This window comes from Vibrio kasasachensis, from assembly GCF_050337565.1.
In the GTDB taxonomy this organism is placed as follows: Bacteria; Pseudomonadota; Gammaproteobacteria; order Enterobacterales; family Vibrionaceae; genus Vibrio; species Vibrio kasasachensis.
On the sequence record NZ_JAKJTB010000012.1, the window covers coordinates 160,493 to 185,312 of the forward strand.

The following is a 24,820-nucleotide window of genomic DNA, read 5'->3' on the forward strand; positions in this document are numbered from 1 at the left end:
AAAAGCGGCTTATAGCCGCTCTCAAAGAATCAATCATCGTTGGTTGAAGATATTCGGTGAATGGTTAAATCAGCTCCATTATATTCTTCTTCCTCAGACAATCTAAGCCCTGTTACCGCATTGATTGCCCCATAGACAGTCAGTGCGCCCAACACTGCGACAGAAATACCGAGTAATGTACCTAAAATTTGCACGGTAAGGCTCACGCCTCCAAGACCGCCCAAACTACTTTGACCAAAAATACCAGCGGCAATTCCCCCCCAAGCACCACATACACCATGCAAAGGCCAAACACCTAACACATCATCAATTTTGGTTTTGTTTTGTAAGAAGGTAAATAAGTAGACAAACAGCACGCCGGCGACGGCACCAGTCACTAAAGCCCCAATAGGATGCATCAGATCTGACCCCGCACAAATTGCGACTAGTCCGGCTAAAGGTCCATTATGAATAAAGCCTGGGTCATTTTTACCAGCAATCAACGAAGCGACGATACCCCCCGCCATCGCCATTAAAGAGTTCATAGCAACTAAACCGCTGATCCCATCAAGTGTCTGTGCCGACATCACGTTAAAACCAAACCAACCAACACACAAAATCCACGCACCCAATGCGAGAAATGGGATGTTTGAGGGTACAAAGTTAGTGTGTTTACCAGCGCGAATACGCCCTTTTCGCATACCTAAGAAAATAACCGCAACCAATGCAATCCAACCACCGACGCCGTGCACAACGACAGAGCCAGCAAAGTCGTGAAAGCCAACACCAAATTGGGCGTCAAACCAAGCTTGGATACCAAAATTCCCATTCCAAATAATGCCTTCAAATAGTGGGTAAACGAGCCCCACGGTAAAAAACGTGGCAATAAGAATAGGATAAAAACGAGCTCGCTCGGCAATTCCGCCAGAGACAATAGCGGGAATCGCAGCGGCAAAGGTCAAAAGGAAGAAGAACTTAACCAGTTCATAACCATTCCCTTCGGATAGTGTTTGAGCATCGGCAAAGAAATTAGCACCATAGGCAACCCAATAGCCAATAAAAAAGTACGCAATAGCGGAGATGCCAAAATCAGCCAGTATTTTTACTAAGGCGTTTACTTGGTTCTTTTGGCGCACCGTTCCTACTTCAAGAAACGCAAAACCTGCATGCATCAAAAAGACCATGATGGCACCGAGTAATAAGAAAAGGGTGTCGGAACTTTGCGTTAGTGTTTGTACAGCTCCATGTACCTGGCTCGCAGTTACACTCATTGTTTACTCTCCATGTTATACAGTGCACTTATCCTGTGCATCTTTCGTTTTTCTTCACCGAAATGGTGAATTGCCTTAAATAACCACTCTCTCAGCAATTTGTATTCCAACAACGTGATACTCGATTAGAATTAATTAAGTGACTGTTGTTACGTGCGTATTTTTAAAAAAGCGCTTCGCTACTCGAAGACTTACTTGGACTAGTTGCACTGATTTGGTGATGGTGCACTATGATAAAGCGCAGAGAACTGACCTTTCTGCTTTTGGCTATGTCTAAAATCATTCAAAAATAAAAAAGCCAGTCGTGATTTACGACTGGCTATAAAAGGTCAAACGATACTAAAGCTATTTGTTGTCCGAACGAACAACCAATTCAACACGGCGATTTTGCTTTTGTCCCTGCTCGTGGGAATTATTGGCAACCGGTGAAAACTCTCCTATCCCTTTCGCGCTCAATTGCCCTTTAGGAATATGGTGCTGATTAACCAGAGCTTTAACCACAGCTTGCGCTCGTCGCTCAGATAGAGATGCATTATACTGTTGTGTACCCTTATCATCTGTATGCCCAACAACATAGAACAAAGCTTTAGGGCTGCCTTTTAGGTATTCAGTCAACACCTCTAATACTGAGTTTGCCTCCGGTAGCATCTCATCGCTGTCATATTTGAACAGCAGTCCGTCCAATGCAACGTACCCATTCTGTTCAATCCCATTAATCAAGCCATCGAGATCTATCTCAACACGATCATCCACTAAGGTTGTTTCTTCAATGATGCGAACTTCTGCCCACAATGCGCCCTTATAACCGATGACATAAACTAAACCATGCACGTTACCTTCAGCGCGTTTCAATGTATAAAGGCGATATTTTTGGCTCTTATCATTTCCGTTATAAACGACTGATTTGATCTTATTAACAAATTTACGATTATCACCACACTCGATGCCCGAACAAGACGCCTGCAATTCAAAACCAAGTTTTTCAAAAGCTGATTTATAGTTGGAATCCACTTCATACTCGGAATACGTACGGGGCAATCGGTATCCAATAGAGGTGATTTTGCCCTCACGCTGCTCGATATTTAGGTTTTTACCCACGGCCACCGGTGTTTGTTGAAAACCAAGTTTTTTATATTCCCAGATATAAGCCCCAGGCAAACGTTGAATCATAGGGTGATCGCTCGATCCTTTTTGATCTTTATGTGTTAGGTCCTTATGGGTGACTTGTTTAACTTCAGAACCAAGAAAGTCTGGGTTTATTGTGACTAAATTCAATGGTTCGTCGATTATTTCCACCACGTCGAGTTGAACATTCATGCCATTTTTCCAGTTCGTCGCATAAACGGATACATAGAGACTCTTCGCGTCACTCGTCAGCTTAGCCGTCACCAAAGACGGGTTTCTTTCTGACAAGGTATTCAGTGGACCAACAATTTTCTGCAATCTGTCCCAGTTTCCACATTCTTTCTTATCACAGCGGAAAAGTAGCTCTGCACCATGCTTTTCTAGTTGAGACGCGTAGTTGTTAATCGCATGCTCAGGAAGATAACTGGGGGGCAGCTTGTAATTGATTCGGCGAACTTTTCCCTTAATAATTTCAGACTTAGGAGTATTACCCACCATATTATTCACCATCCAATAAGGTGAGTAATGCCTCAGTGATTTCTTCTCGACCTTAGAGTCAGGCAACTCAGTAAACAAGTTGTCGTTGGCGGCTGTCGTGTACGAACACAGCAAACCGATTGATAAAACCATTGAGCGGCCGAGTAAGGCAAACTTCTTCATCCCTGTTCCTTTATGAATTTGTATATTTGATTGACGATACGCAAGGTATTGCGTTTATTGATACGCACTGCTAGCTCTGTGTTGCGTAACTGACTGTTGTTGCTAGTTATTAATAATGTTTTCAATATGAGGCAAAACTTCTTCCATATGTCGGTTCGCCACATTGGCTTTCTCTAAAGCAAGAGCACTCATCTGTTGCATGATTTGATTGATTTGTTGCACGTCCGCTTCTGTTAATATCTGTTTTTCACTAATGTGAACAAACCGCGTTTCTAATGCTTTCAACCTTTCATCTATACTCGCACTGTCGCTTTCCAACAGTACGAGTTGATTGTCCCAATTGCGCAGATCTTTTAAAGGCACATCCAAATATTGACTGAAACGCTCATCGACACACTCGTTTATTTGCTGACGATGGTGTTGCTGAGAAGTATGTTGATGTTCAATTATGCAGTTTCGCAATATGTCGGAAAATTCCTGTCTCAGTATCGATTCATCAACCATACTTACTTCAGACAAAGCAGCAAACCAACCGGCATTTTCCAGTCTCTCTACCTCTAAATCACCATATTTATCAACGGTGTCTTTTGCGTAGGTTGTCCATGACAAACTGGTAGCAATAAACAATAACATCCATTTCATAAGGTCCCTATCTTGCCTTTAACTTGTAACCGAAAAGTATTTGTTATGTTAATTTAAAATGCAATTGGACTTAACGATGGCTTTTCTAGCCAACCGACAGATTCGAATGTAATTCTAATGTCATCGCGCTTTTCGCTAAGTCAAAAAAAAGCCAGTCATAAAATGACTGGCTTAGACTAAACACTTTGATTTCTACAGATTTGGACCTGTTGAAGGACGGTGTGGCTTGTTCTGTTTGAGTTGCTGCATCCCTTGGAACATGCGCATAAACCAAACCAGAATCGCGAGGATAGCAAACACACCACCCACGACTGGAATCGCGTAAGCGACTTTATCCAGTAGAGTATTGTGATACCAGTAACGCTCGATGCCCGCCAATACGCCGTTAGTCGTTGCCACTGTCACAATCAATACAACAAAGAAGGTGAAGTACAAGAAAAACGTACGAATTAGACCGTAGTAATGCGAGGTAACAACGTCATCATCTTCACCTTTATCCAGACGGTAGCCCGCATATATAATTGCGACTACACCTGAAATAAGGAACGTAAAAGGCGTAAAGCAACTGAGGATGTACGCAACCCAAATACCGTTATGAGGTTTGTTCATCGGCTTTCACTCCTTTTGACGCTGTTTCGCCTGGCTTGTCTTCTCCCATTGCTTCTTGAGCTTTCACTTCTTCATACCAAAGGTCGTGATGCTCTTTCGCCCATGTTTCGTCTACTTCACCCGTTACCATGCCTTCTAGCGCACCTTCCATACCGAATAGACCGATATAGATGTGGAAAATGAAACCACAGATCAGGATAAGCGCTGAGAACATGTGAACTAAGTTAGAGATTTCCATGTCGCGACGAGTTTGACCAAAGATTGGAAAATCAAGGATCAAGCCGCTTACCGCAGCGATAGCACCAAAACCGATTAGCAACCAGTAAATTGCTTTTTCACCACCATTTGAGAAGCCCGCCGATGGATGGGTACCTTTATGCTTACCCACCATGCCACCCATTTTCATGAACCAACGGATGTCAGTCATGGTTGGGATAGACTTGCGCCACCACTTCAGTAGAACCAATGTAAGTAATACAAAGAATAAAGGTCCTATGTAGTTGTGATATTGCTTAGCTAGCATCACCACAAAGCCCCAAAAATCATCTGGCACATAGGGTTTTAAGAAGTGCTTGCCATAAACAAGCATCAAGCCACTAAATGCAAGTGTTAAGAAAGTAAACGCCATACTCCAGTGAAGTGCTCGGTCCAAACGAGACCAGCGTTTCATTTTTTTACCCGTGCGTGGTTTGCTCAGCATTAGTGGACCAACGAACACATACGCCATGATAACCATAGCGATACTGCCGAAGATTGCTACTGCACCAGCCGGAGACATCCATTTCTCTTTTAGTACAAACCAAGTTTCGCCCGGCGTACTAATTAAAACACCGTGCTCTGGGAACTTAGACGTTGTATAGCCAGATTCGCCTTCACGAACTTCCTTCCAAAATTCGGTTCCTGCTAACTGGGCCATCTCTTTCTGTGCAACTGGTACTGATTCTTGCGCTGTTGCAGGCAGCGATAGAGTCATTACCAGTGCTGCCAATAATGGCAGCACTGCAAGAGAGAGACGTTTAAACAGATGTATCATATCTCTCTCCAAACTTAGCTTTTAGTTGCGTCGAAAGAAAGATCTTCACCGTTTGTCCAGCCTGCATTCTCAGCACCACGTTGAACAACACGTTGACGGAAGATATCAGAGACTTTCTCTGCATCACCCGCTAGCAGTGCTTTCGTTGAACATAGAGACGCACACATTGGCAATTTACCTTCCGCAATACGGTTCGCACCATATTTTTCTTGCTCTTCAATTGAGCCAGGAACGGTGTTAGGACCACCTGCACAGAAAGTACATTTGTCCATTTTACCGCGTTCACCAAATGATGCTTGTTTAGGGAACTGAGGTGCACCAAATGGACAAGCAAATAGACAGTAGCCACAACCGATACATAGATCTTTATTGTGCAGTACGATGCCATCTTCCGTGTGCTCGAAACAGTCAGCAGGACAAACAGCCATACACGGCGCATCTGTACAATGCATACAAGCTACAGAGATCGAGTTCTCACCCGGCTCACCATCATTGAGAGTAACAACGCGACGACGTTGAATGCCCCATTCAAGTGCCGAATCATTTTCATTTTTACATGCAGTCACACAGCCGTTACATTCGATGCAGCGTTTGGTGTCACATAGGAATTTCATTCGTGCCATCTTTTGACTCCTTACGCTTTACGAATGTTACATAGGGTTACTTTAGTTTCCTGCATCAAAGTAACAGGGTCGTAACCGTAGGTGGTTGCGGTGTTTGCTGCTTCACCGATAACGTATGGATCACTACCTTCAGGGTATTTATGACGTAGGTCTTCACCTTCGAACTTACCGCCAAAGTGGAATGGTAGGAATGCTAAGCCAGGTTTCACACGACGAGTAACCATCGCTTTCACCTTAATACGGCCTTTCTCTGCGCCCTCAACCCAAACATCATCGCCATCTTTAAAGCCAAGATCGTTCGCATCTTTAGGGTGAACTTCAACAAACATCTCTTGTTGCAGTTCCGCTAGCCATGGGTTCGATCGTGTTTCTTCACCACCACCTTCGTATTCAACCAAGCGACCAGATGTCAGGATAATTGGATATTCGCCCGATTTATCTTGATCCTGAATCGACTTGTACAGCGTAGGCATACGGAAAATCGCTTCTTTGTCATCCCAAGTTGGGTAATCTGCCACTAGATCACGACGTGGTGTGTATAGTGGTTCACGGTGTAGCGGTACGCGGTCTGGGAATGTCCAAACAACAGCACGCGCTTTCGCATTACCAAATGGAATACAACCGTGCTTAATCGCCACACGCTGAATACCGCCAGACAAATCGGTCTTCCAGTTTTTACCTTCCGCAGCCGCTTTTTCTTCTGCAGTTAGGTCGTTCCACCAACCAAGTTGTTTTAACAACTTGTCAGTAAACTCTGGGTAACCATCTTGGATTTCACTGCCTTTTGAGTAGCTATCTTCAGCAAGTAAATTATGACCTTCAAACTCAACTCCGAAACGAGTACGGAAGTTACCGCCACCATTTGCAACAGTTTTCGACGTATCGTAAAGGATGTGAGTACCTGGGTGCTTCATCTCTGGCGTGCCCCAACATGGCCATGGCAGACCGTAGGTTTCACCGTTTGCTGGACCACCTTCTGCTTCTAGCGAAGTTTTGTGGAACGTATGCCAGTTTTGTTGGTGCTCTTTCAAACGCTCAGGGCTTTGACCTGTGTAACCAATTGTCCACATACCTTTGTTGAATTCACGAGTAATGTCTTCAATAACAGGCTGGTTGTTTTCTACTTTGATGTTTTTGAACAGTTGATCAGCAATACCTAGTTTTTGTGAAAGTAGGTACATGATCTCGTGGTCAGGTTTTGAGTCAAACAATGGTTGGATTACCTGATCACGCCACTGAAGCGAACGGTTAGATGCCGTCACACTACCGTGAGTTTCAAATTGAGTTGTTGCTGGCAATAGGTAAACGCCATCAGTACGGTCATTCATTACCGCTGCTACTGTTGGGTATGGGTCAACTATCACCATCATATCCAACTTCTGCATTGCTTTTTTCATCTCTGGACCACGAGTCTGAGAGTTCACAGCGTGACCCCAGTAGAACATGGCACGGATGTTTTCGCGCTGACGGATCTTATCTTTGTCTTCAAGAACGCCGTCCACCCAACGAGATACAGGAATACCTGCACTGTTCATTGGTTTTTGACCGCCGTACTCGTTATTGTCAAAACGTTTTTGAACCCAGTCAAAATCTAGGTCCCAAACTTTAGACCAGTGACGCCATGCACCTTCAGAAAGACCATAGTAGCCAGGCAGCGTGTCAGATAGTACGCCAAGGTCAGTTGCACCCTGTACGTTATCATGACCACGGAAAATGTTTGCACCACCACCTGATTTGCCCATGTTACCTAACGCAAGTTCAAGTACACAGTAAGCACGAGTGTTGTTGTTACCAGTGGTATGTTGAGTACCACCCATACACCAAACAACACAGCCTGGGCGATGATCAGAAAGTAGCTTAGCCGTCTTGTAAACGTCAGCTTCGCTTACCCCTGTAACACGCTCTACTTCAGCTGGGCTCCATTTTGCTACTTCAGTGCGGATTTCATCCATACCGAATACACGTTGCTGGATAAACTGTGTATCTTCCCACTTGTTGGCAAATACATGCCACAGGACACCCCAGATAAAGGCTACGTCAGAGCCAGGGCGAAGAGATACATAGTGATCAGACTTTGCTGCGGTACGTGTACGGCGAGGATCCGCTACAACGATTTTACAGTTGCTTTTCTCTTTAGCGATTAAGATATGCTGCATTGCTACAGGGTGAGCTTCTGCAGGGTTTGAACCGATAAACAACATCGACTTACAGTTATGCATATCGTTAAAAGAGTTGGTCATCGCACCGTAACCCCAAGTGTTTGCTACACCGGCTACCGTTGTTGAGTGACAGATACGTGCTTGGTGGTCAACGTTGTTGGTGCCCCATAGTGACGCCATTTTACGGTATAAATACGCTTGTTCATTGTTGTACTTTGCACTACCAAGGAAGAAGACGGAGTCAGGACCTGATTCTTCTCGAATATCGAGCGCCTTTTGACTGATTTCATTTAGCGCATCTTCCCAAGAAAGCTTTTTCCACTTACCGTTTTCAAGCTTCATTGGGTATTTTAAACGACGTTCACCATGACCGTGTTCACGCAGTGCTGCACCTTTAGCACAGTGACCACCAGCGTTAAATGGGTGATCATAAGCAGGCTCTTGACCTGTCCAAACACCATTTTGAACTTCTGCATATACACCACAGCCCACAGAACAGTGAGAACAGATTGTACGTTTTACTTCTGTTTTCGCTTCTGGATCTACAGGCTTAGCTTGTGCTTTCGTCATCATTCCCGGTGCAAATAGACTTGCACCAACCACCGCGCCACCAGCTGCAAGCGATGAGTTCTTCATAAATGTACGACGAGAAACACCAAGTTGGTTTTGCTCTTTGCTCACAGAATCGGAGCGTTTAACTAATTTCATGCGTTATGCTCCAAATTACAGTGAGTCGTAGTAATCGCGAACGTGCTGAGTTTCACGATAGCCAGTCTTCTTTTCATCAGGTTTAATTTCTGCAGTTTCTGCAGCGGTTGCCACTTTCGTTGTGCCAGCGACAACGGCACCAACAACGGCAGCAGTTGTTAAGCCTTTGAGGAGATCCCTACGGCTTGTGTTAATTTCATTATTGTCTTTCATGGTTGCTTCCTTACCCTCTTAAGGTAGTGTTTTGGAGGCTTTAAGCCCCTCTTATCGACGCAATTATTCGTACTCAGTTACGTTTTTTACATCAATTTTAAAATGAGTTTTACTTTTTACATTTTGACTAAACTGCACTTGCTCAAGCGTGCAAAATGCACGAAGTAATTGAGCAACTGACAGATAAAAATTGGCATTTTTTGCTTGTTCGATTTGCTTTGCAAGAGGCTCAAACCAAGGGGCTAAATGTTTGTTGAAGAAAACCTGCTGTGTCCCAACCTCTTCCTCTGAAAGCATAGCCATCACTTCACAAAGTGCTGCAATATGATCTTCAGGTTCTTTAACTTGATCTGCTCGCTCAAAACCTAGAAGTTCTAGATCATGTCGAATCTGTGCTAACGGTTTCTCCATTAGCGCACCAGCCATGTGCCAAGAACCAAATGGCATGACTTCACCACGACCGATACCAATAAATAGATTTTGGTATTCGTCTTCTAGTGATTCTTGATCACTCTCTTTGGCGGCTTGTTTCAGTGCTAACCACGCTTGCTGCATTGCACTTTCACTGCTCTCAATATCTAGATCCGCTAAAAATGTGATCAATTCTTGAGGTGGTACTTGGCGGAACAGTGACGCCAGCAGTAAATAAATATCTTGGCGTAGTGTTGCTTGTTCGTCGTTATTCTCCACACCCTACTCCTAGTATTTCAGTTGTTTCATTGGATCATCAGCTAACGCTTCAAACATATCGATCACTCGACAGTCTTCACACATAGCAATACGGTTAACGGCCGCGTCATCAGAGAAATGTGAATGTCCGCGTAGCTTCGTTTGCAACATATCAATCATAGACTGTGGTGCGAATGGCTTGTGGCAACGAACACATTCTGCTGCTTTTTCTTGATGAATAACCCGTGCAGATTGACGAGCTTCTTTATCCCAAATCATACGTGGAGTTAGTGATAGTACTTTTTCAGGACACGCTTTAACGCACAGACCACATTGAATACAATCTTGTTCTACAAACTTCAACGAAGGTGACTCACCGTCGGTATGTAGAGCACGAGTTGGACATACCGCCACACAACTCATACATAGTGTGCAACCACTCGATTGACACTCTACGTTGCCATACGGTGCGCTAGCCGCTAGATCCACAGTGTTCTCTACCGGAATTCGAGAAATCGCAAGTGCATCAAGAGCCGTGAACAAACGTTGACGCTTGTTGCCTTCTAGATCACCAAGAGCAAGGTCAAACGAATCAACACAAAGTGTTGGTGCTCCTTCACGCAATGACTCTAGGTATAAAATATCAATGCATTCTTTTTGAATGCCTAATTGGCTTAGTAGTTCTTGTGCAATCGCCACTTCATTATTCAGAATGCGAATAATCGTTGGCGGCATGAAACGACTCGCAGCGAACATAACTTGTGTCGCACCGTTTACCAGTGCAGCAAACCAAGTATCAATACCAACGGATGGGAGTTCTTCCACAACCACGGGTATCACGTTATCTGGTAAAGCTTTAAGTGCCATGACGTTGTAACTTTCATGACGAGAACTACAAATCAAAACGATAGGATCGAGACCACCCGCTTTCTCATAGTTAGCGAGCGTGCGTTCAATAAATTTTTGAGTATCTTGAGGATCCGGCAGCGCGTAATGAATCGCTTCCGTTGGACATGCTGTCGCACAGGTCCCAACACCTTGACAAAGGTATGGGTTAATTTCAATTCGGTGACCAGTATCGTCGCTACCTTGGCTAGAAAGTGCACCAGCAGGACAAGCATCCACACAACGTTCACAACCTTTTACACCACGAGAACTGTGTGCACATAAGTCGGTATCAAGGCGGAAGTATTTAGGCTTATCAAACGTACCCATTAATGTCGGGATTTCTTCTAGCGCATCCGCCAGTTTAGGGTAACCACGACCAACCGGATAATAGCCAGGTACAGGGACTTCTTCCGTCATACAACTGTTTAGGCAAAGATCGAGTACTACATCAAAGCAATCATGCCCGATTGCAGCTTCCGCAAGATTGCTACGTAGCAATTTGTTCTCAATCTGAACGTCAAAAGCACCGAGAAACCCTGACACACCAACGGAGTTTGCAAAATATAGATTTGCATGGGTACCCTTCTCGCCATCTGTGGATAGCAAAGTGAGGCTTCTCATTTGTTCTAGTTGTTGTGCCGCACTTTCAATAATAGCGGTAGGACCAACAATCAAAGTATGACCGCCACTTTCATAGCTGACAGTCGGTGGGATGAGATTGGTTAACTCAACCGTATTCTCAAGTGCGTAAAGTCTTGCTTTACCATTGTTTGATGTTGCTTCTTGTAATAGTTGTTTAAGCATTGCTCTCTTCCAGGTTGCAACCGGAGATTTGACTGATTAATCAATAGCAAATGCCGTACCAACTTTTATTTAATTTAAAATCAATAACTTAAACTAAATTATGTAAGACGTTAATCACAAAAAAACCGGATGAGACATTTTGTCCCAGCCGGTGAATTCTTTATACAGTCAAAATGTACCTAATTATGGTGTGGTATATTTTGTCTCATCGTCAGTATGGTTGTTATCATCACTAGGTGAATCCAATAATTCTGATTGGTTGAGCTGATTTGATTCTTGATTCGAGTCTTGCTCTTGAATTTCAGGTTGCTCTAGCCCCTCGGAGTCTTCATCGCGCTCTGTTTCATTCACCAATGCAACTGGTTCTGTTTCCAGTTCTTCTTCCGGTTGTTCTTTCACCCAACCACGGAGTGTTTCTGCAACACTTTGTGAAAGCGATTTTAAGTTACTGTAATCATCGTCGTAATCGTCAAGACCATCACGTATATTAAACTCTTCCGACAAAAATAATTTTCTCAGAGCGGCTTTCTTTACACTTTGCTCTACTTCCGATGTCAACAGATTCGCGATAGACATTTCTTCCGGCGCTTCGCCGTTGTCTACGGTCTGACTATCACTATCTGTTGAAGTCTCTTCTGCCTTAATTGAAGCGCTTTGTTCTGTGACTTCTTCATCCGACAGCGCGATCGGTTGATCGTCAGTAACTGGCTGATTATCGGTCTTTATAAGTTCGTGAGTTTTCTCATCAAGCTTACGTTTAGACCAGCGGCTAATAAAACTAGTTACCATTTGCTCTGCCCGCTCCTTTGCGTTTTTTACGTCTCATTTCTAATAATTCACCATGACGTCCTATGTATGCTTCCATCCAAGCTTGCACAGCAAGCGGCATATCGTCTGAAAGCACCAGATATTCACCATCCATAAAGCGTGACGCTACATTTTGTGAGGCGGTGAGTGAAACGACTTTGGCTTGCTCATCACCATCGAAGGTGTCTAATACTAAGAAAAGTTTAGGCTGCTGAGAGCTTAAATTAAAGCGGTAATCGGTGCGCTCATCTTTATGTAATTGCAATATAGTGAGTTGGTCGCTTTGTTGCTCAGGTTTTAAGTTAAAACCTGACAATTGCTGTTGAATTGTTGTCCACTTCCCAGCAGAAACTTCATTTACCGTTAGCTTACATTCAATTGGCCAAAGATCTTCTGTTTTCTCAAGTGTTAAAATAGACATAGTTCACCATGGATTTTTATTTTGTCTGATCCTAAGCAATATCCGTTCCTAAACCAACAAGGATGGTGGTATAGGAACGGATATTGCTTAAATCATGTATGATAATATAACCTTCATTGACTCACCAACCATACTCATCCGTTATGGTGAGCAGTAACAAATAGGAACTAATGTGGTTAAACCAAATATAATTAAAACCAGTGAGAACCCACTACAAACTATCGAAGTTGAGGTGTTTGATGAGTACGGAGAGAAGCTTATCAAAGAAGTTGCTTGTGAGCGCCCTCTTACCGTTATGCTTAACTGGAAAGAAGTGGTCACTCTAATGACTCTTGGATCTCGCCCTGAATCATTGGTTTTAGGCTATTTAAAGAATCAAAGCTTCCTATCCGACCCTAGTGCTATTGACTCTGTCATCATCGATTGGGAAACCAATAGTGCAGCCGTCATTACTAGCGAGAATACCGAGCACATTGAAGGTGCATTAAAGAAAAAAACGGTTACATCCGGCTGTGGTCAAGGCACCATGTTCGGTAATGTCATGAAGCAACTTGAAAACTATCAAGTTCCTCAAACTCCGATTAAACAATCAGAAATCTACACCGCTTTAGAGGCTTTAACCCATTACAACGATACTTATAAAAAAGCAGGTGCTGTACATGGTTGTGCGGTCTGTAAGGGTGATCAAGTGCTTTCATTCGTCGAAGATGTCGGTCGTCATAACGCCGTAGACACGCTTGCCGGTGAGATGTGGATCAATGAAGCATCGGGAGCAAACAAAATTTTCTATACTACTGGGCGTCTTACGTCTGAGATGGTGATAAAGGTTGCACAGATGGGTATACCTGTATTGTTATCCCGCTCAGGGGTCACTCAAATGGGATTGGACCTAGCGCAGAAGTTTGGTATTACAACCATTGCTCGTGCAAAAGGTTTACGCTTCCAAGTCTTTACTGGCGTAGAAAAAATTACCTTTGATGTCAAAGGCGAACCAACAGAATAGACCTCAAGCCCCCATTTCGTTGGGGGCTACCCATGTGACAATTGTGTGACACTTTTGTTGCAAATCACTCTTCTAGTGCTATTAGTTTAATATCCACGCTCAAAATATAACTGCATTAATACCTGCAGATACAAATTCAATCACGTGGTATCTAAACGTCAGTCTCTAGGGGAATAAATATGTCTCAAAAACTATACGGCACCAAATTGTTCGATGGCGTAAGCATACGTGCCAAGCTGCTTTTGATTAATGCAATATTGATTATTGGTATAATCTGTTACGGTTTTTTTGAGCAACACAGCCTAAATAACCTGCATGAATTAGAGTTAGCATCAGTCGATAATGCCGAAGCTGAGACCGAACTTCTGACACTTAGACGTCATGAGAAGGACTTCCTAGCTAGGCAAGATACTAAGTATCAAGCCCGTTTTACTCAAACTTACCAAAGTCTTTCTAACAGATTGATCAATCTAGAGCAGAAAATCAAAAACCACGACTTACAAATCGACAATCGTACCGATGTCATTATCAGCACCTTAGAGCAGTATAAAAAGACATTTGACCAATTGGTCGCGCAAGTTGAACTGATAGATTCTAAGAGCAACGAGCAGTCATTGGTTCAACAACTCGCCTTAAACCGTACCTTGCTACGCCAACAAGTAATGAGTCTGAATAACCTCGAAGCAAAAGTGGCACTGTCTGAACTGATGGAACATGATTTTCACTACCTAGCCGATACCTCAGAACAAACGGAACTTACCCTCTCTGAATCTCTACAATCCTTTTATCAGGAGTTCGCGTATTCCTATTCCTTACAGGCATCTTTTAACCAGTATCAAGATGCACTAGTTAACCTTTTTGAAGCCAACAAGACATTGGGACTAACGCCAAATGAAGGGTTACGTGGCGAACTACGTAGTACCGTTCATCTAACCGAAAAGGAAATCATGACGCTTCAAGGAGAGATTAAATCTGCAGTTGATATTGCCTCTGACAAGGTCACTATCCAATTACACATCTTTGGTGGTCTACTAGCTGTAATTCTCTCAGGGCTACTGATGTTGATTGGGCGCAGTATCATAGGGCGCATTCAAACTATTAATGCGAGTATGCGCGACATTGCAAGTGGTAAAGGAGATCTAACGGCGCGCATGAATGCAACCGGAAATGATGAGCTCGCACAACTGGCTAATTCATTTGATACTTTTACCTCTAAGCTACACAGTTTAATTATCGATGTTGCCTCAGCGAAAGACGTCCTCGATCAAAGTTCATCATTAAGTACACAATCTGCCAGCAAAAGTATGGATAATGCGCAGCAGCAGAAAATTGAATCTGAATCGGTTGCGACCGCGGTCAATCAACTTGTACACACAAGCAATGAAATTACCGCCAATATTGAGCACGCCGCTATGAGCGCGTCTAACATGAAAGATGCATCTCAACTGGCAAGAGACATCACTCATCAAGCCAGCGCGAGCATGGAAACATTGGCTTCGGATATTGCAAATTCACAAGGTTTGATTGAACAACTAGAAGAGCAGAGTCGCCAAATTAATTCTGTTGTTTCGACGATCCAAGGGATTGCAGAGCAAACCAACCTACTTGCACTGAATGCCGCAATTGAAGCTGCGAGAGCTGGTGAACATGGGCGGGGCTTTGCAGTAGTCGCAGATGAAGTTCGCGATCTTTCAATGAAGACCGATAACTCAACTCGCCAAATTGAATCAACTATAAGCAATTTATCTAGCCAGATTCATAGTACGGTGAACATCATGGCTGCTAGCCAACAACAAGCCGAGGCGACTAAGCACAATACCCTACAAGTCGTTGATGCCATCGATAGTGTTAATCAGCAAATTGAAGAGTTGTTCAATATGAATGCGCAGATCGCGACAGCGTCTGAGGAGCAGTCCATGGTGTCGCATGAAATCGACAAAAACATCACTCATATCGCCTCATTGGCGAGCGATACTTATCAAGAAGTCCAAGAATCTGTGAAATATAGTGGGCAAGTCAGAGAAGTAAACAATAAACTCGATTCACTTGTTGCGCAGTTCCGTTATTAAACTTGGCGATTAAACGTAGATACAGATGAAAAAAAACGGGCTTAGAATAAGCCCGTTTCTTCTTTCAAGATTGAGGATTAACCTTCAACGCCGCGAGCGCGTAGGAACTCTGCGTAGGTACCGCGGAAGTCATTAATCTTTCCATCACGAATTTCTAAGACACGAGTAGCCAAAGAATCTACGAATATACGGTCATGTGATACGAAGAACAAAGTGCCTTTGTACTGCTCTAGTGCCGTGTTCAGTGATTCAATTGATTCCATGTCCATATGGTTAGTCGGTTCATCCATCAATAGCATGTTTGGCTTATGCATCATGATTTTACCTAGTAGCATACGACCTTGCTCACCACCAGACAGAACTTTTACTGACTTTTTGATGTCGTCTTGGGAGAAAAGCATACGACCAAGGAAGCTACGAAGAACTTGCTCGTCATCGCCTTCTTGGCGCCATTGTCCCATCCAATCCATCAACGTCATATCTTCTTCAAAATCATGCGCATGATCTTGAGCATAGTAGCCAATATTTGAGTTTTCAGACCACTTGTAGTGACCAGTGCGGGCTTCTAGTACGCCAGCTAACGTATTAAGGAACGTGGTTTTACCAACTCCGTTCTCACCAATAATAGCAACACGTTCGCCTACTTCAAAAATGGCATCGAAGTTTGAGAACAAATCGTTTTCAAAACCTTGGCTTAGGTTTTCAACTTCCAATGCGTTACGGAATAGCTCTTTAGATTGCTCAAAACGAATAAATGGGTTTTGACGACTTGATGCTTTTACTTCATCAATCTTAATTTTATCGATTTGTTTCGCGCGAGAAGTTGCTTGTTTCGCTTTTGATGCGTTTGCAGAAAAACGTGCAACGAAGGTTTGCAATTCAGCAATTTGCGCTTTTTTCTTTGCATTATCAGACAACAGACGTTCACGTGATTGGCTTGCAGCCGTCATGTACTCATCGTAGTTACCCGGGAACAAGCGTAGAGCACCGTAATCAAGGTCAGCCATGTGTGTACACACTGAGTTCAGGAAGTGACGGTCATGCGAGATGATGATCATGGTACAGTTACGTTGGTTTAGTACTTCTTCCAACCAGCGAATGGTATCCATATCCAAGTTGTTGGTTGGTTCATCTAGTAACATGATGTGTGGGTCTGCAAACAGAACCTGAGCCAAAAGAACACGTAGTTTCCAACCAGGAGCTACTTCGCTCATCAAACCAAAATGTTGCTCTTCAGGAATACCTACCGCTAACAGCAGTTCGCCGGCTTTAGCTTCGGCCATGTAGCCGTCCATTTCTGCGAACTGGACTTCTAGATCGGCAACTTTCATGCCGTCATCTTCACTCATATCAGGCAAAGAGTAGATACGCTCACGTTCTAGCTTTACTTCCCATAGCTCTTTATAGCCCATGATTACAGTGTCAATTACTGTATATTCCTCATAGGCAAACTGATCCTGATTCAGCTTCGCAACACGTTCATTTGGGTCGTAGCTAACGTTACCGCCACTTGGTTCTAGTTCACCACTAAGGATTTTCATAAACGTTGACTTACCACAGCCATTCGCACCGATAAGACCGTAACGGTTACCTTCGCCGAATTTAACTGAGATATTTTCAAATAGTGGCTTGGCGCCAAATTGTTGCGTGATATTAGCAGTGGAGATCAAAACCTGTACCTTAGCTAGTGATTAATGGGGTAAAAACCGCGCAACGTTACTGATAAAGCGCCTTAACTGCAAGTTTTGTTTTTAGTTTAGACTATTTAGCTGGCGAGTTGTTCTTCAAACCAAGCTTTAAAAAACGTTATAAATTGCCGTACTTTTTGTGGAGCGTGTTCTCGCTCAGGATAAACAAGGCTGATGGTTAATGCACCATTATCGTAATCTGACAATAACACCTCAATTTCTGGGTTGTGCTTAAAGATATAGCGAGGCAAAAATGCAAGACCTTGATGCCTTGCAACCAAACAGTGCACCAGTTGAGCTGAATTCACTCGAACACGTTGGTGGATATTGACCTTTTCTATTTGACCTTGCTTACTAAATGAAAAAGTCGTGTTATTCGCGTATCTATGTACGATGATTTTCAGGTTCTTAAGGTCCTGTACGCTTTTGGGGTAGCCATGACGTTCAAGATAGGTTTTGGATCCAACTAAATCAAAAGGCATCTTGCCTATATAACGGTAGATAAGATTTGAATCAGGCTGAGATGAACTGGCTCGTATGCAAAGATCAAAGCCCTCCTCAATAAGGTCAATAAAACGGTCTTCAACCATCACATCTAAATCAATATTGGGGTATTGTGATAAAAATTGAGCGCACATATCCGCAGTTGCCGATTCTCCAAGAACACTCGGTACACTCAGTCGTAACTTACCCGATGGGATACCCGTTTGCTCCATTAGCTCGCCTTCCGCCAATTCAACTTGGCTCAATATGGTTAAACAGCGTGCCAGATACCGCTCGCCAGCCAATGTTAAGGAGATCGATCGTGTGGTTCTTTGCAACAATCGCGTATCGACCTGACTTTCTAGATACGCAACATGCTTACTGACATATGAAGGTGAAACATCCATTTCATTCGCTACCTTGCTAAAACTACGCACTTGGGCAATACGTACAAATAGCTTCATAGCAGTTAGTTTATCCATTTACTCTCTCGATAATTTCCATTTTAGAAAAAAACTATCTTCATAATGCACATTTATTGCGCTTTTGGAAACATGTAACCTTTTTGTGTCAGTTAATTAAGGGAATGATGATGAAAGCGTATCAACTACAACAATTTGGCGAATCGAGCATGACTAATGTCGATCGACCAACACCTAATAAAGACGAGGTGTTGGTAAAGGTCCTCGCCTCTTCTATTAACCCAGTGGATTGGAAGATTAGATCTGGAATGCTTGGACAACTTGTTCAAGAATCACTGCCAATGACGCTTGGCTGGGATCTAGCCGGCGAAGTTGTTGAAGCAGGGAATGGTTCTCAAGAGTTCTTACCTGGAGATCGAGTCTTTGCCATGAAAGAGATTGGAAAAAGTGGCACTCTCACAGAATACTGCGTAGTTAAGCGCAATCACATTGCCAGAATTCCAGCAAGTATTGCAACTGAACATGCAGCAGTACTACCCATGGCACTTCTTACGGCGTGGCAAGCATTGATCACTGCGGGAAATATTCATCGCAATCGCAGGGTATTTATTCAAGCGGGCGCTGGCGGTGTCGGACATATTGCAATTCAATTGGCCAAAGTAATGCAAGCATATGTAGTTGTAGCAACGTCAAACCGAAATAGAGAGTTCGTTATGGGGTTAGGTGCCGATGAAATACTTGATTATGAAAAGCAAGATGTCTATCAATGGTTAGAGCAAAACCCTGTTGACTTGGTGTTAGAAAGCTTGCACGGCGAACAGCAAATTCAATGTGTATCAATACTAAAACCCAAAGGTCGCTTGATTAGTATCAGCGGACTTCAGGAAGAAACGATTGAGGCAGCTAAAGAAGCTGGAGTTCATGCTGAATTTGTTTTTGTGAGCCCTAATGGCACTCAACTAGAACAAGCTGTAGAAATGCTTGAAACAGGGCAAATCATGCCTCACATCTCTCATACTGTTTCATTTAGTCAACTCGAACACGGTTATGCGCTAAGCGAAGAAGGTCGTGTTCGAGGCAAAATTTTGGTCGATTTTGCTTAGTTGTATTTGCAACTTCAACGGTGTTGGTAAGTAAGCTTGGGCTATTAACAAAGATAGCTATTCACCGCTACCTAACGCAATTTGGTAGCGGTTTTTTATATAACTTCAGCTACAGGAGCAATTAACGTAATAGCGTATTACTTGAGTAATACAACTTAGCCTTTCGTGGATACCAATAAATGAATCTCAGCTTTTTTTGGCAACCTAATTGTAAATCGACTGCCTTTACCCCATTCAGATAGGACAGTTAACTCCCCACCCGTTTGGCTCAAAATACTTTGTGAGACAGAAAGTCCCAACCCAGTACCTTCACGTTTGGTGGTATAAAATGGTGAGAAGATTCGTTTAATGTTCTCAGGTTTAATCCCGGTACCTTGATCTTCAATATGAATCAAAGCTCCTTTATCAACGCCATTTTCTAACCAATCTTCACTGCAGATCGTTAACTTGCCTTTTCCTTGCATCGCATGAATACCATTCATCTGTAGATTGACCAGTATCTGTAACAGCTGATGGCGGTTGATCTCGACAGAAGTGTGCGCCCTAAGATCCGTGACAAACTCTATGTCTCGTTTTTTACTGCCTGTTTTCACCAAAGTGATACTTTCTTCCACAATGGGATTGACGTGCTGCCAAGTAATTTCATCTTGTACTCCACCGTGACGACTGTATTGAAGTAGACTTCGAGTGATATTGCGAATGCGATCAATTTGAGTATGGATAGCATCCAATTCTTCTTGAACGCGTGTTGCATCATTACCCAATTCGAATTGTATCAATTCGACGTTACCTAAAATTACGGCGCTAGGGTTGTTGATTTCATGGGCAATACCAGCGGTTAGCTCACCAAGCGCTGCCAGTTTTTCATGCACAACTAACTTATCACGAGTTTGATTGAGCAATTGAATATGCAGCTCTAATTCGGCTGTCTTCTCTTCCAAACTGGCTGTACGCTGCTGGACCTTACCTTCCAACTCTACTGCGGCATGTTTAAGCTCGTTTTTCCGTTGTCTTAGTAGATCAAGCATATTGTCAAATTGCTTAGCAAGCTGTGCCAACTCATGCTCATCATCCAAGCCTAAATGCCCAATCCGAGTTTCTTTACCAAGTTGGATCATTTTCACCACTCGATGTATATGCTCTATCGGGTTAAATAAATCACGAGAACCTCGGTACACCATCACACCTGAAATGATGAGCAGTAAAATGGTGGTGAAACTAATCTCAGCAATATTGGTGACATAGGCTTTAAGAAACGGCCACATTAAATACCCAGTGTAAATCATGCCAATAACTTGATCGTTCTTATCGTGAATAGGCTGATAAGCGCTGATGTACCAAGCATCGTAGACAAACGCACGATTAACCCATTGCTCACCTTTATCTAAAACGGAAGATCGCACTTCATCCGATACCCGCGTTCCAATCGCGCGACCAAGGTGATCAGTACTGTCTAATGGGACATTAGTACTAACGCGCAAATCACCAAGAAATAAGGTTAATGTGCCTAGAGGGCGTAAATAGTCTTTCTCGCTGGGATAAATAAGATCACGAATTTGATCGACTAAGATCGTGCTGTTGTTAAGCAGTAATCCCCCATCCATATAACCGACCAACACACCTTCATTGTTATGGACTGGAATAACAGTACGACTAACAAGACCACGATTTTCTACGCTGTTATCATCCAGCATCGCAACTTCTGCTCGACGAGCAAGATTTTCGTCAAGGTCATCCAGTTCCTCACGAGTAAGCAGATCGAAAAAAGACTCTCGCTGAGTTAATTCTGGATAATTAAATTTACCGTCAACGTCATCAATACGGTGTAAGCACAAAAAATCCAGATTGTATCGTTTCTTCTGCTTTCGAACCCATTGCCTCAGTACTTCATCATTGATCCCACTCTCCAACCGAATTCGGAAATCATACGATTCTGCAAATGCTTCAACATGGTTCGCCTGTTTCTGCTGGATAAGTTCAATGCTATTACTAGCAACCTCCAAACGTTCAGAAACATCAATTAAAGTACTTTGCCACGTATAGTGGATTGACCAATATATGGTGATCCCTATCAAAGCCACTAAAGTCAATATGATTGGTGCCGATGTCAGTATCATCAAACGGTAGCGCACCATCGTTTTAAAACGGTAGCGCCATTTACCAATAAATCCACTGCGGTCTATATGACCATTATTCGGCATAATCGGAGCCCTCAGCGTCCCACTCTTTGTATTTTCGCTCTAGTGTTTTTCGCGCTACGCCTAACTCGCGAGAGGCTGCCGACTTATTCCCATCATAAAAATCAACAAGCTGCTGAATATGTGATTTCTCGACTTTTTTCAACGTCCAAGAATTCGGGTAGCCTTTCGCTGATTCACGAGTTAAATCCGCAACATCAATCAGTTGGGCACTAGAGGATACCGTCATAGAGACATGTGTTTGCACTTGATTTTGGTTAATTTCTCGCCAGTAATCTGCTGGTGGTTTCGCCAATAGTATGCAGCGTTCAAGCAGGTTTTTGAGTTCACGGATATTGCCTGGCCAATCATAATTATTGATCGCTGCAATATCTTCATGAGCCCAGTTTGGGCAGTTAACGCCAAGTTCTGAAGAAAGCATTTTGGTAAAGAAAGGAACCAGTTCATTGAGATCTTTCTTTCGATCACGCAGAGGCTCCACATCAATTTTGAGAACATTCAAACGGTAAAAGAGATCTTCTCGAAAGTTTCCCTTGCTGACTTCCTCTTGCAAGTTTCGATTAGTCGCCGCGACCACACGAACATCAACATTGATTTCTTTTTCACTACCGACAGGTCGAATCGCGCGTTGTTCTAAAACACGTAGTAGTGAGGATTGCATCGACAAAGGCATTTCGCCGATTTCGTCTAAAAATAGTGTGCCACTATTGGCGACGCGAAATAACCCTTCACGTCCTTTTTTAGCGCCTGTAAAAGCACCAGATGTATGGCCAAAAAGTTCACTCTCTAGCAGATCCGGCGCAATCGCAGCGCAGTTAACCGGAACAAAAGGTCCTTTACGTCCACTGGCTTCATGGACACCTCGCGCGACTAACTCCTTCCCCGTTCCTGACTCACCTTCGATGAGAACCGAAGCACGAGAAGGCGCAAACTGAGATATTAACTGGCGAAGTTGCTTGGTTTTCTCTGAACTACCGGCAATTTCACTAACAATATGACGATTTACATCTCGACGAAGCGCATATTGCAAACGATCATTGAGACGTTTATCCATACAACGTTGAACGGATTGAAGCATTTGACTGAGGTTAAATGGCTTAAGAATAAAGTCCGTCGCACCCAGTTTTAATGCAGAGATAGCCGTTTCTAGATCGGCATAACCTGTCATAAAAATTACATCCGCCCGACGCTCATCATCATTAAACGCTTCTTCCCACTCAATACCAGAGCGTCCAGGCAAGTTAATGTCTAAAATTATAAGGTCATAATGATTGGCGAGGCGCAATGTTTCAGCTTGTTCAATACAGCCTGCTGTATCAACTTTCGAGAACCATTTGCTGAGCGCTTTTTGCAAAATGGCTTGCATGCCTACCTCATCGTCAACCACTAGGACAGAGAATGCTTGGTATTGGAGTGACTTACTTGTGTCGAGAGATGGGGACATATCTAGATCTCTATAGTTTTCATTATTGGGTCAGAGTGTACCAAGGTTTGCTTACTGGGATCGAGCAATAGTGAGACAATTTGTCTCAGAGACCCTTTTTGTCCACAATTTCAAACAGAATCGCTTGATATATATACTAAAAAGTTGGCATTTAGATTGCTAATGGCAACATACCATCTTTGGTTCTTACTATCGCCCTACTCGGTAATGAACTAGAAAGCCTATTTTGGCCCACACTATGGAAAATATAACAATGAAAGCAACGATTTCAATTAAAGCAACGGTTAGTTACACTCTCGCGACAGTCTCAATCGCACTATTTAGCTATTCTGCACATGCAGAAGAACAAGCGCATGTAAGACTCGCTACCACCACCAGTACTTATCATTCTGGTCTACTTGATTACCTTCTGCCTGAATTTGAACAAGACACAGGCTACAAAGTGGACGTCATTGCTGCGGGCACTGGTAAATCCCTTAAAATGGGTGAAAATGGCGATGTTGATTTGGTCATGACTCACGCACCAAAAGCGGAAGCAAATTTCGTCGATAACGGTTACGGTGTTCTTCCTCGCAAATTAATGTATAACGACTTCGTTGTAGTGGGTCCTCAAAGCGATCCCGCAAAAATTTCAGATCAGAAAGATGTCGCTGAAGCATTTAAACAAATCGCTTCAAATAACGCGACTTTCGTTTCTCGTGGTGACGATTCAGGCACGCATAAGAAAGAGCTTGGCATTTGGGCACAAACCAAAATGGTACCAAACTTCACTGGTTACCGCTCGGTTGGACAAGGCATGGGACCAACGCTAAATATGGCGTCTGAAATGCAGGGCTATACTATGACAGACCGCGGTACTTGGTTAGCTTATAACAACAAGCTCGATCTAAAGATCCTAGTACAAGGCGACAAAAACCTATTTAACCCTTATCAAGTTATCTTGGTTAACCCTGAGCGTTACCCAACCATCAACTTCCAAGGTGCAAAAGTATTCAGCGACTGGCTTGTGAACGCACGCGGTCAAGAACTGATTAACAGCTTTAAACTTAATGGCAAGCAACTGTTTGTTGCCAATGCAAACGAGAAATAATCGCCCATGAGCCTCTGGCAGACAACCTTAGACGCGTTAGCCTTACTGGTCGCCTTTGACCCTGATTTAATGGCTATAGTTGGAGTTTCCTTCAGCGTTTCTATAACCGCTATATCCTTGGTGTTGCTGCCAGCGATTTTGTTTTCGTTCACACTTGCCTACACTGATTTTCGGGGCAAGTGGCTGTTCCTATCTTTAGTGAACACCTTACAAGCCGTGCCGACCGTGGTTATCGGCTTGTTACTATATATGCTGCTATCACGCGCAGGTCCTTTGGGTGATTGGCAAATGCTGTTTACTCAAAAAGCGATGGTACTTGGTCAAATGCTGATTTGTTTTCCTGTATTGGTAGCAATGATGCATGGTGCCCTTCAATCCAGCGATCGTCGTGCGGTTGAAACGGCGATTACATTGGGTGCCTCAATGCCACGTTTAGCCGCAACCATGATTTGGGAGACTCGCTTTCCCCTTCTCGCGGCCACTATTGCAGCCTTCTCAAGGATCGTAACCGAAGTTGGTTGTTCTATGATGGTCGGTGGCAACATCATGGGTGTTACCCGTAATATCCCAACCGCTATTTCAATGGAAAGCCATAAAGGCGCTTTTGCGCAAGGTGTTGCACTTGGAATTGTATTACTCTCGTTAGCATTGCTTCTCAATTTTTTTCTTAGCAGCATGCGCGGCCGTGGTTATTTGAGGACTTAGGGGC

General features: G+C 43.4%; 21 protein-coding genes. 5 read left to right on the top strand and 16 right to left on the bottom strand.

Annotation, left to right across the window (positions count from 1 at the left end; all coding sequences use genetic code 11):
• Positions 1 to 29: 29 nt before the first annotated feature.
• The 12 genes from L4C38_RS09560 to L4C38_RS09615 all read right to left on the bottom strand — a co-directional run bounded on the left by L4C38_RS09560 (position 30) and on the right by L4C38_RS09615 (position 12,611).
• Positions 30 to 1,250 carry an ammonium transporter gene (locus L4C38_RS09560; protein ID WP_428797322.1) on the bottom strand — a complete coding sequence of 407 codons (1,221 nt, stop codon included), beginning with the start codon at positions 1,248 to 1,250 and terminating at the stop codon, positions 30 to 32.
• Positions 1,251 to 1,595: 345 nt separating this feature from the next.
• A complete protein-coding gene (locus L4C38_RS09565; protein ID WP_428797323.1) occupies positions 1,596 to 3,035 on the bottom strand; it encodes an OmpA family protein in 1,440 nt (479 codons plus the stop codon).
• A gap of 102 nt (positions 3,036 to 3,137) precedes the next feature.
• On the bottom strand, positions 3,138 to 3,677 hold the full coding sequence (locus L4C38_RS09570) for a hypothetical protein (RefSeq protein ID WP_428797324.1): 540 nt from the start codon (positions 3,675 to 3,677) through the stop codon (positions 3,138 to 3,140).
• A gap of 192 nt (positions 3,678 to 3,869) precedes the next feature.
• Positions 3,870 to 4,286, bottom strand: a complete 417-nt coding sequence (locus L4C38_RS09575; protein WP_428797325.1) for a hypothetical protein — start codon at positions 4,284 to 4,286, stop codon at positions 3,870 to 3,872.
• On the bottom strand, positions 4,270 to 5,319 hold the full coding sequence (locus tag L4C38_RS09580) for a formate dehydrogenase subunit gamma (protein ID WP_428797326.1): 1,050 nt from the start codon (positions 5,317 to 5,319) through the stop codon (positions 4,270 to 4,272). Before L4C38_RS09580 ends, L4C38_RS09575 begins: the two co-directional genes overlap by 17 nt.
• Positions 5,320 to 5,333: 14 nt before the next feature.
• On the bottom strand, positions 5,334 to 5,942 hold the full coding sequence (gene fdh3B / locus L4C38_RS09585) for a formate dehydrogenase FDH3 subunit beta (RefSeq protein WP_428797327.1): 609 nt from the start codon (positions 5,940 to 5,942) through the stop codon (positions 5,334 to 5,336).
• An 11-nt stretch (positions 5,943 to 5,953) separates the two neighbouring features.
• Entirely contained in the window at positions 5,954 to 8,809 is a 2,856-nt protein-coding gene (locus L4C38_RS09590) for a formate dehydrogenase subunit alpha (protein ID WP_428797328.1), read from the bottom strand.
• A gap of 15 nt (positions 8,810 to 8,824) precedes the next feature.
• Positions 8,825 to 9,022, bottom strand: a complete 198-nt coding sequence (locus L4C38_RS09595) for a twin-arginine translocation signal domain-containing protein (protein WP_428797329.1) — start codon at positions 9,020 to 9,022, stop codon at positions 8,825 to 8,827.
• 63 nt (positions 9,023 to 9,085) lie between these two features.
• Positions 9,086 to 9,712, bottom strand: coding sequence for a TorD/DmsD family molecular chaperone (locus tag L4C38_RS09600; protein WP_428797330.1), 627 nt, complete (start codon positions 9,710 to 9,712; stop codon positions 9,086 to 9,088).
• Between the two features lie 9 nt (positions 9,713 to 9,721).
• The gene (locus tag L4C38_RS09605) at positions 9,722 to 11,383 is read right to left on the bottom strand and encodes a 4Fe-4S dicluster domain-containing protein (RefSeq protein ID WP_428797331.1); all 1,662 of its coding nucleotides are present in this window, start codon (positions 11,381 to 11,383) and stop codon (positions 9,722 to 9,724) included.
• 183 nt (positions 11,384 to 11,566) lie between these two features.
• Positions 11,567 to 12,172: a DUF3306 domain-containing protein gene (locus tag L4C38_RS09610; protein ID WP_428797332.1), complete on the bottom strand. Its 606-nt coding sequence runs from the start codon at positions 12,170 to 12,172 to the stop codon at positions 11,567 to 11,569.
• Positions 12,162 to 12,611 (bottom strand): DUF3305 domain-containing protein, encoded by a 450-nt coding sequence (locus tag L4C38_RS09615; RefSeq protein WP_428797333.1) that lies wholly within the window; start codon positions 12,609 to 12,611, stop codon positions 12,162 to 12,164. Before L4C38_RS09615 ends, L4C38_RS09610 begins: the two co-directional genes overlap by 11 nt.
• Before the next feature lie 172 nt (positions 12,612 to 12,783).
• Between L4C38_RS09615 and fdhD the strand changes: the two genes are divergently transcribed.
• Together fdhD and L4C38_RS09625 are read left to right on the top strand one after the other, a co-directional pair.
• The gene (fdhD, locus tag L4C38_RS09620; RefSeq protein WP_428797334.1) at positions 12,784 to 13,614 is read left to right on the top strand and encodes a formate dehydrogenase accessory sulfurtransferase FdhD; all 831 of its coding nucleotides are present in this window, start codon (positions 12,784 to 12,786) and stop codon (positions 13,612 to 13,614) included.
• 179 nt (positions 13,615 to 13,793) lie between these two features.
• Positions 13,794 to 15,683 (top strand): methyl-accepting chemotaxis protein, encoded by a 1,890-nt coding sequence (locus L4C38_RS09625; protein ID WP_428797335.1) that lies wholly within the window; start codon positions 13,794 to 13,796, stop codon positions 15,681 to 15,683.
• A 77-nt stretch (positions 15,684 to 15,760) separates the two neighbouring features.
• Here the strand turns inward: L4C38_RS09625 and L4C38_RS09630 are convergent, their stop codons facing one another.
• Together L4C38_RS09630 and L4C38_RS09635 are read right to left on the bottom strand one after the other, a co-directional pair.
• Positions 15,761 to 17,353 carry an ABC-F family ATPase gene (locus L4C38_RS09630; RefSeq protein WP_428797336.1) on the bottom strand — a complete coding sequence of 531 codons (1,593 nt, stop codon included), beginning with the start codon at positions 17,351 to 17,353 and terminating at the stop codon, positions 15,761 to 15,763.
• 95 nt (positions 17,354 to 17,448) lie between these two features.
• Positions 17,449 to 18,336: a LysR family transcriptional regulator gene (locus L4C38_RS09635; RefSeq protein WP_428797337.1), complete on the bottom strand. Its 888-nt coding sequence runs from the start codon at positions 18,334 to 18,336 to the stop codon at positions 17,449 to 17,451.
• A 110-nt stretch (positions 18,337 to 18,446) separates the two neighbouring features.
• Here L4C38_RS09635 and L4C38_RS09640 point away from each other — a divergent pair, with 110 nt between their 5' ends.
• The gene (locus tag L4C38_RS09640; protein ID WP_428797338.1) at positions 18,447 to 19,379 is read left to right on the top strand and encodes an NADP-dependent oxidoreductase; all 933 of its coding nucleotides are present in this window, start codon (positions 18,447 to 18,449) and stop codon (positions 19,377 to 19,379) included.
• A gap of 155 nt (positions 19,380 to 19,534) precedes the next feature.
• Here the strand turns inward: L4C38_RS09640 and L4C38_RS09645 are convergent, their stop codons facing one another.
• A complete protein-coding gene (locus L4C38_RS09645; protein WP_428797339.1) occupies positions 19,535 to 21,580 on the bottom strand; it encodes a sensor histidine kinase in 2,046 nt (681 codons plus the stop codon).
• Complete coding sequence (locus tag L4C38_RS09650; RefSeq protein ID WP_428797340.1) at positions 21,570 to 23,021, bottom strand: sigma-54-dependent transcriptional regulator; 1,452 nt, start codon at positions 23,019 to 23,021, stop codon at positions 21,570 to 21,572. Before L4C38_RS09650 ends, L4C38_RS09645 begins: the two co-directional genes overlap by 11 nt.
• Before the next feature lie 253 nt (positions 23,022 to 23,274).
• Here L4C38_RS09650 and L4C38_RS09655 point away from each other — a divergent pair, with 253 nt between their 5' ends.
• Positions 23,275 to 24,111 (top strand): ABC transporter substrate-binding protein, encoded by an 837-nt coding sequence (locus L4C38_RS09655; protein WP_428797341.1) that lies wholly within the window; start codon positions 23,275 to 23,277, stop codon positions 24,109 to 24,111.
• A 6-nt stretch (positions 24,112 to 24,117) separates the two neighbouring features.
• Positions 24,118 to 24,816: an ABC transporter permease gene (locus L4C38_RS09660; RefSeq protein WP_428797342.1), complete on the top strand. Its 699-nt coding sequence runs from the start codon at positions 24,118 to 24,120 to the stop codon at positions 24,814 to 24,816.
• The last annotated feature ends 4 nt before the right edge of the window (positions 24,817 to 24,820 follow it).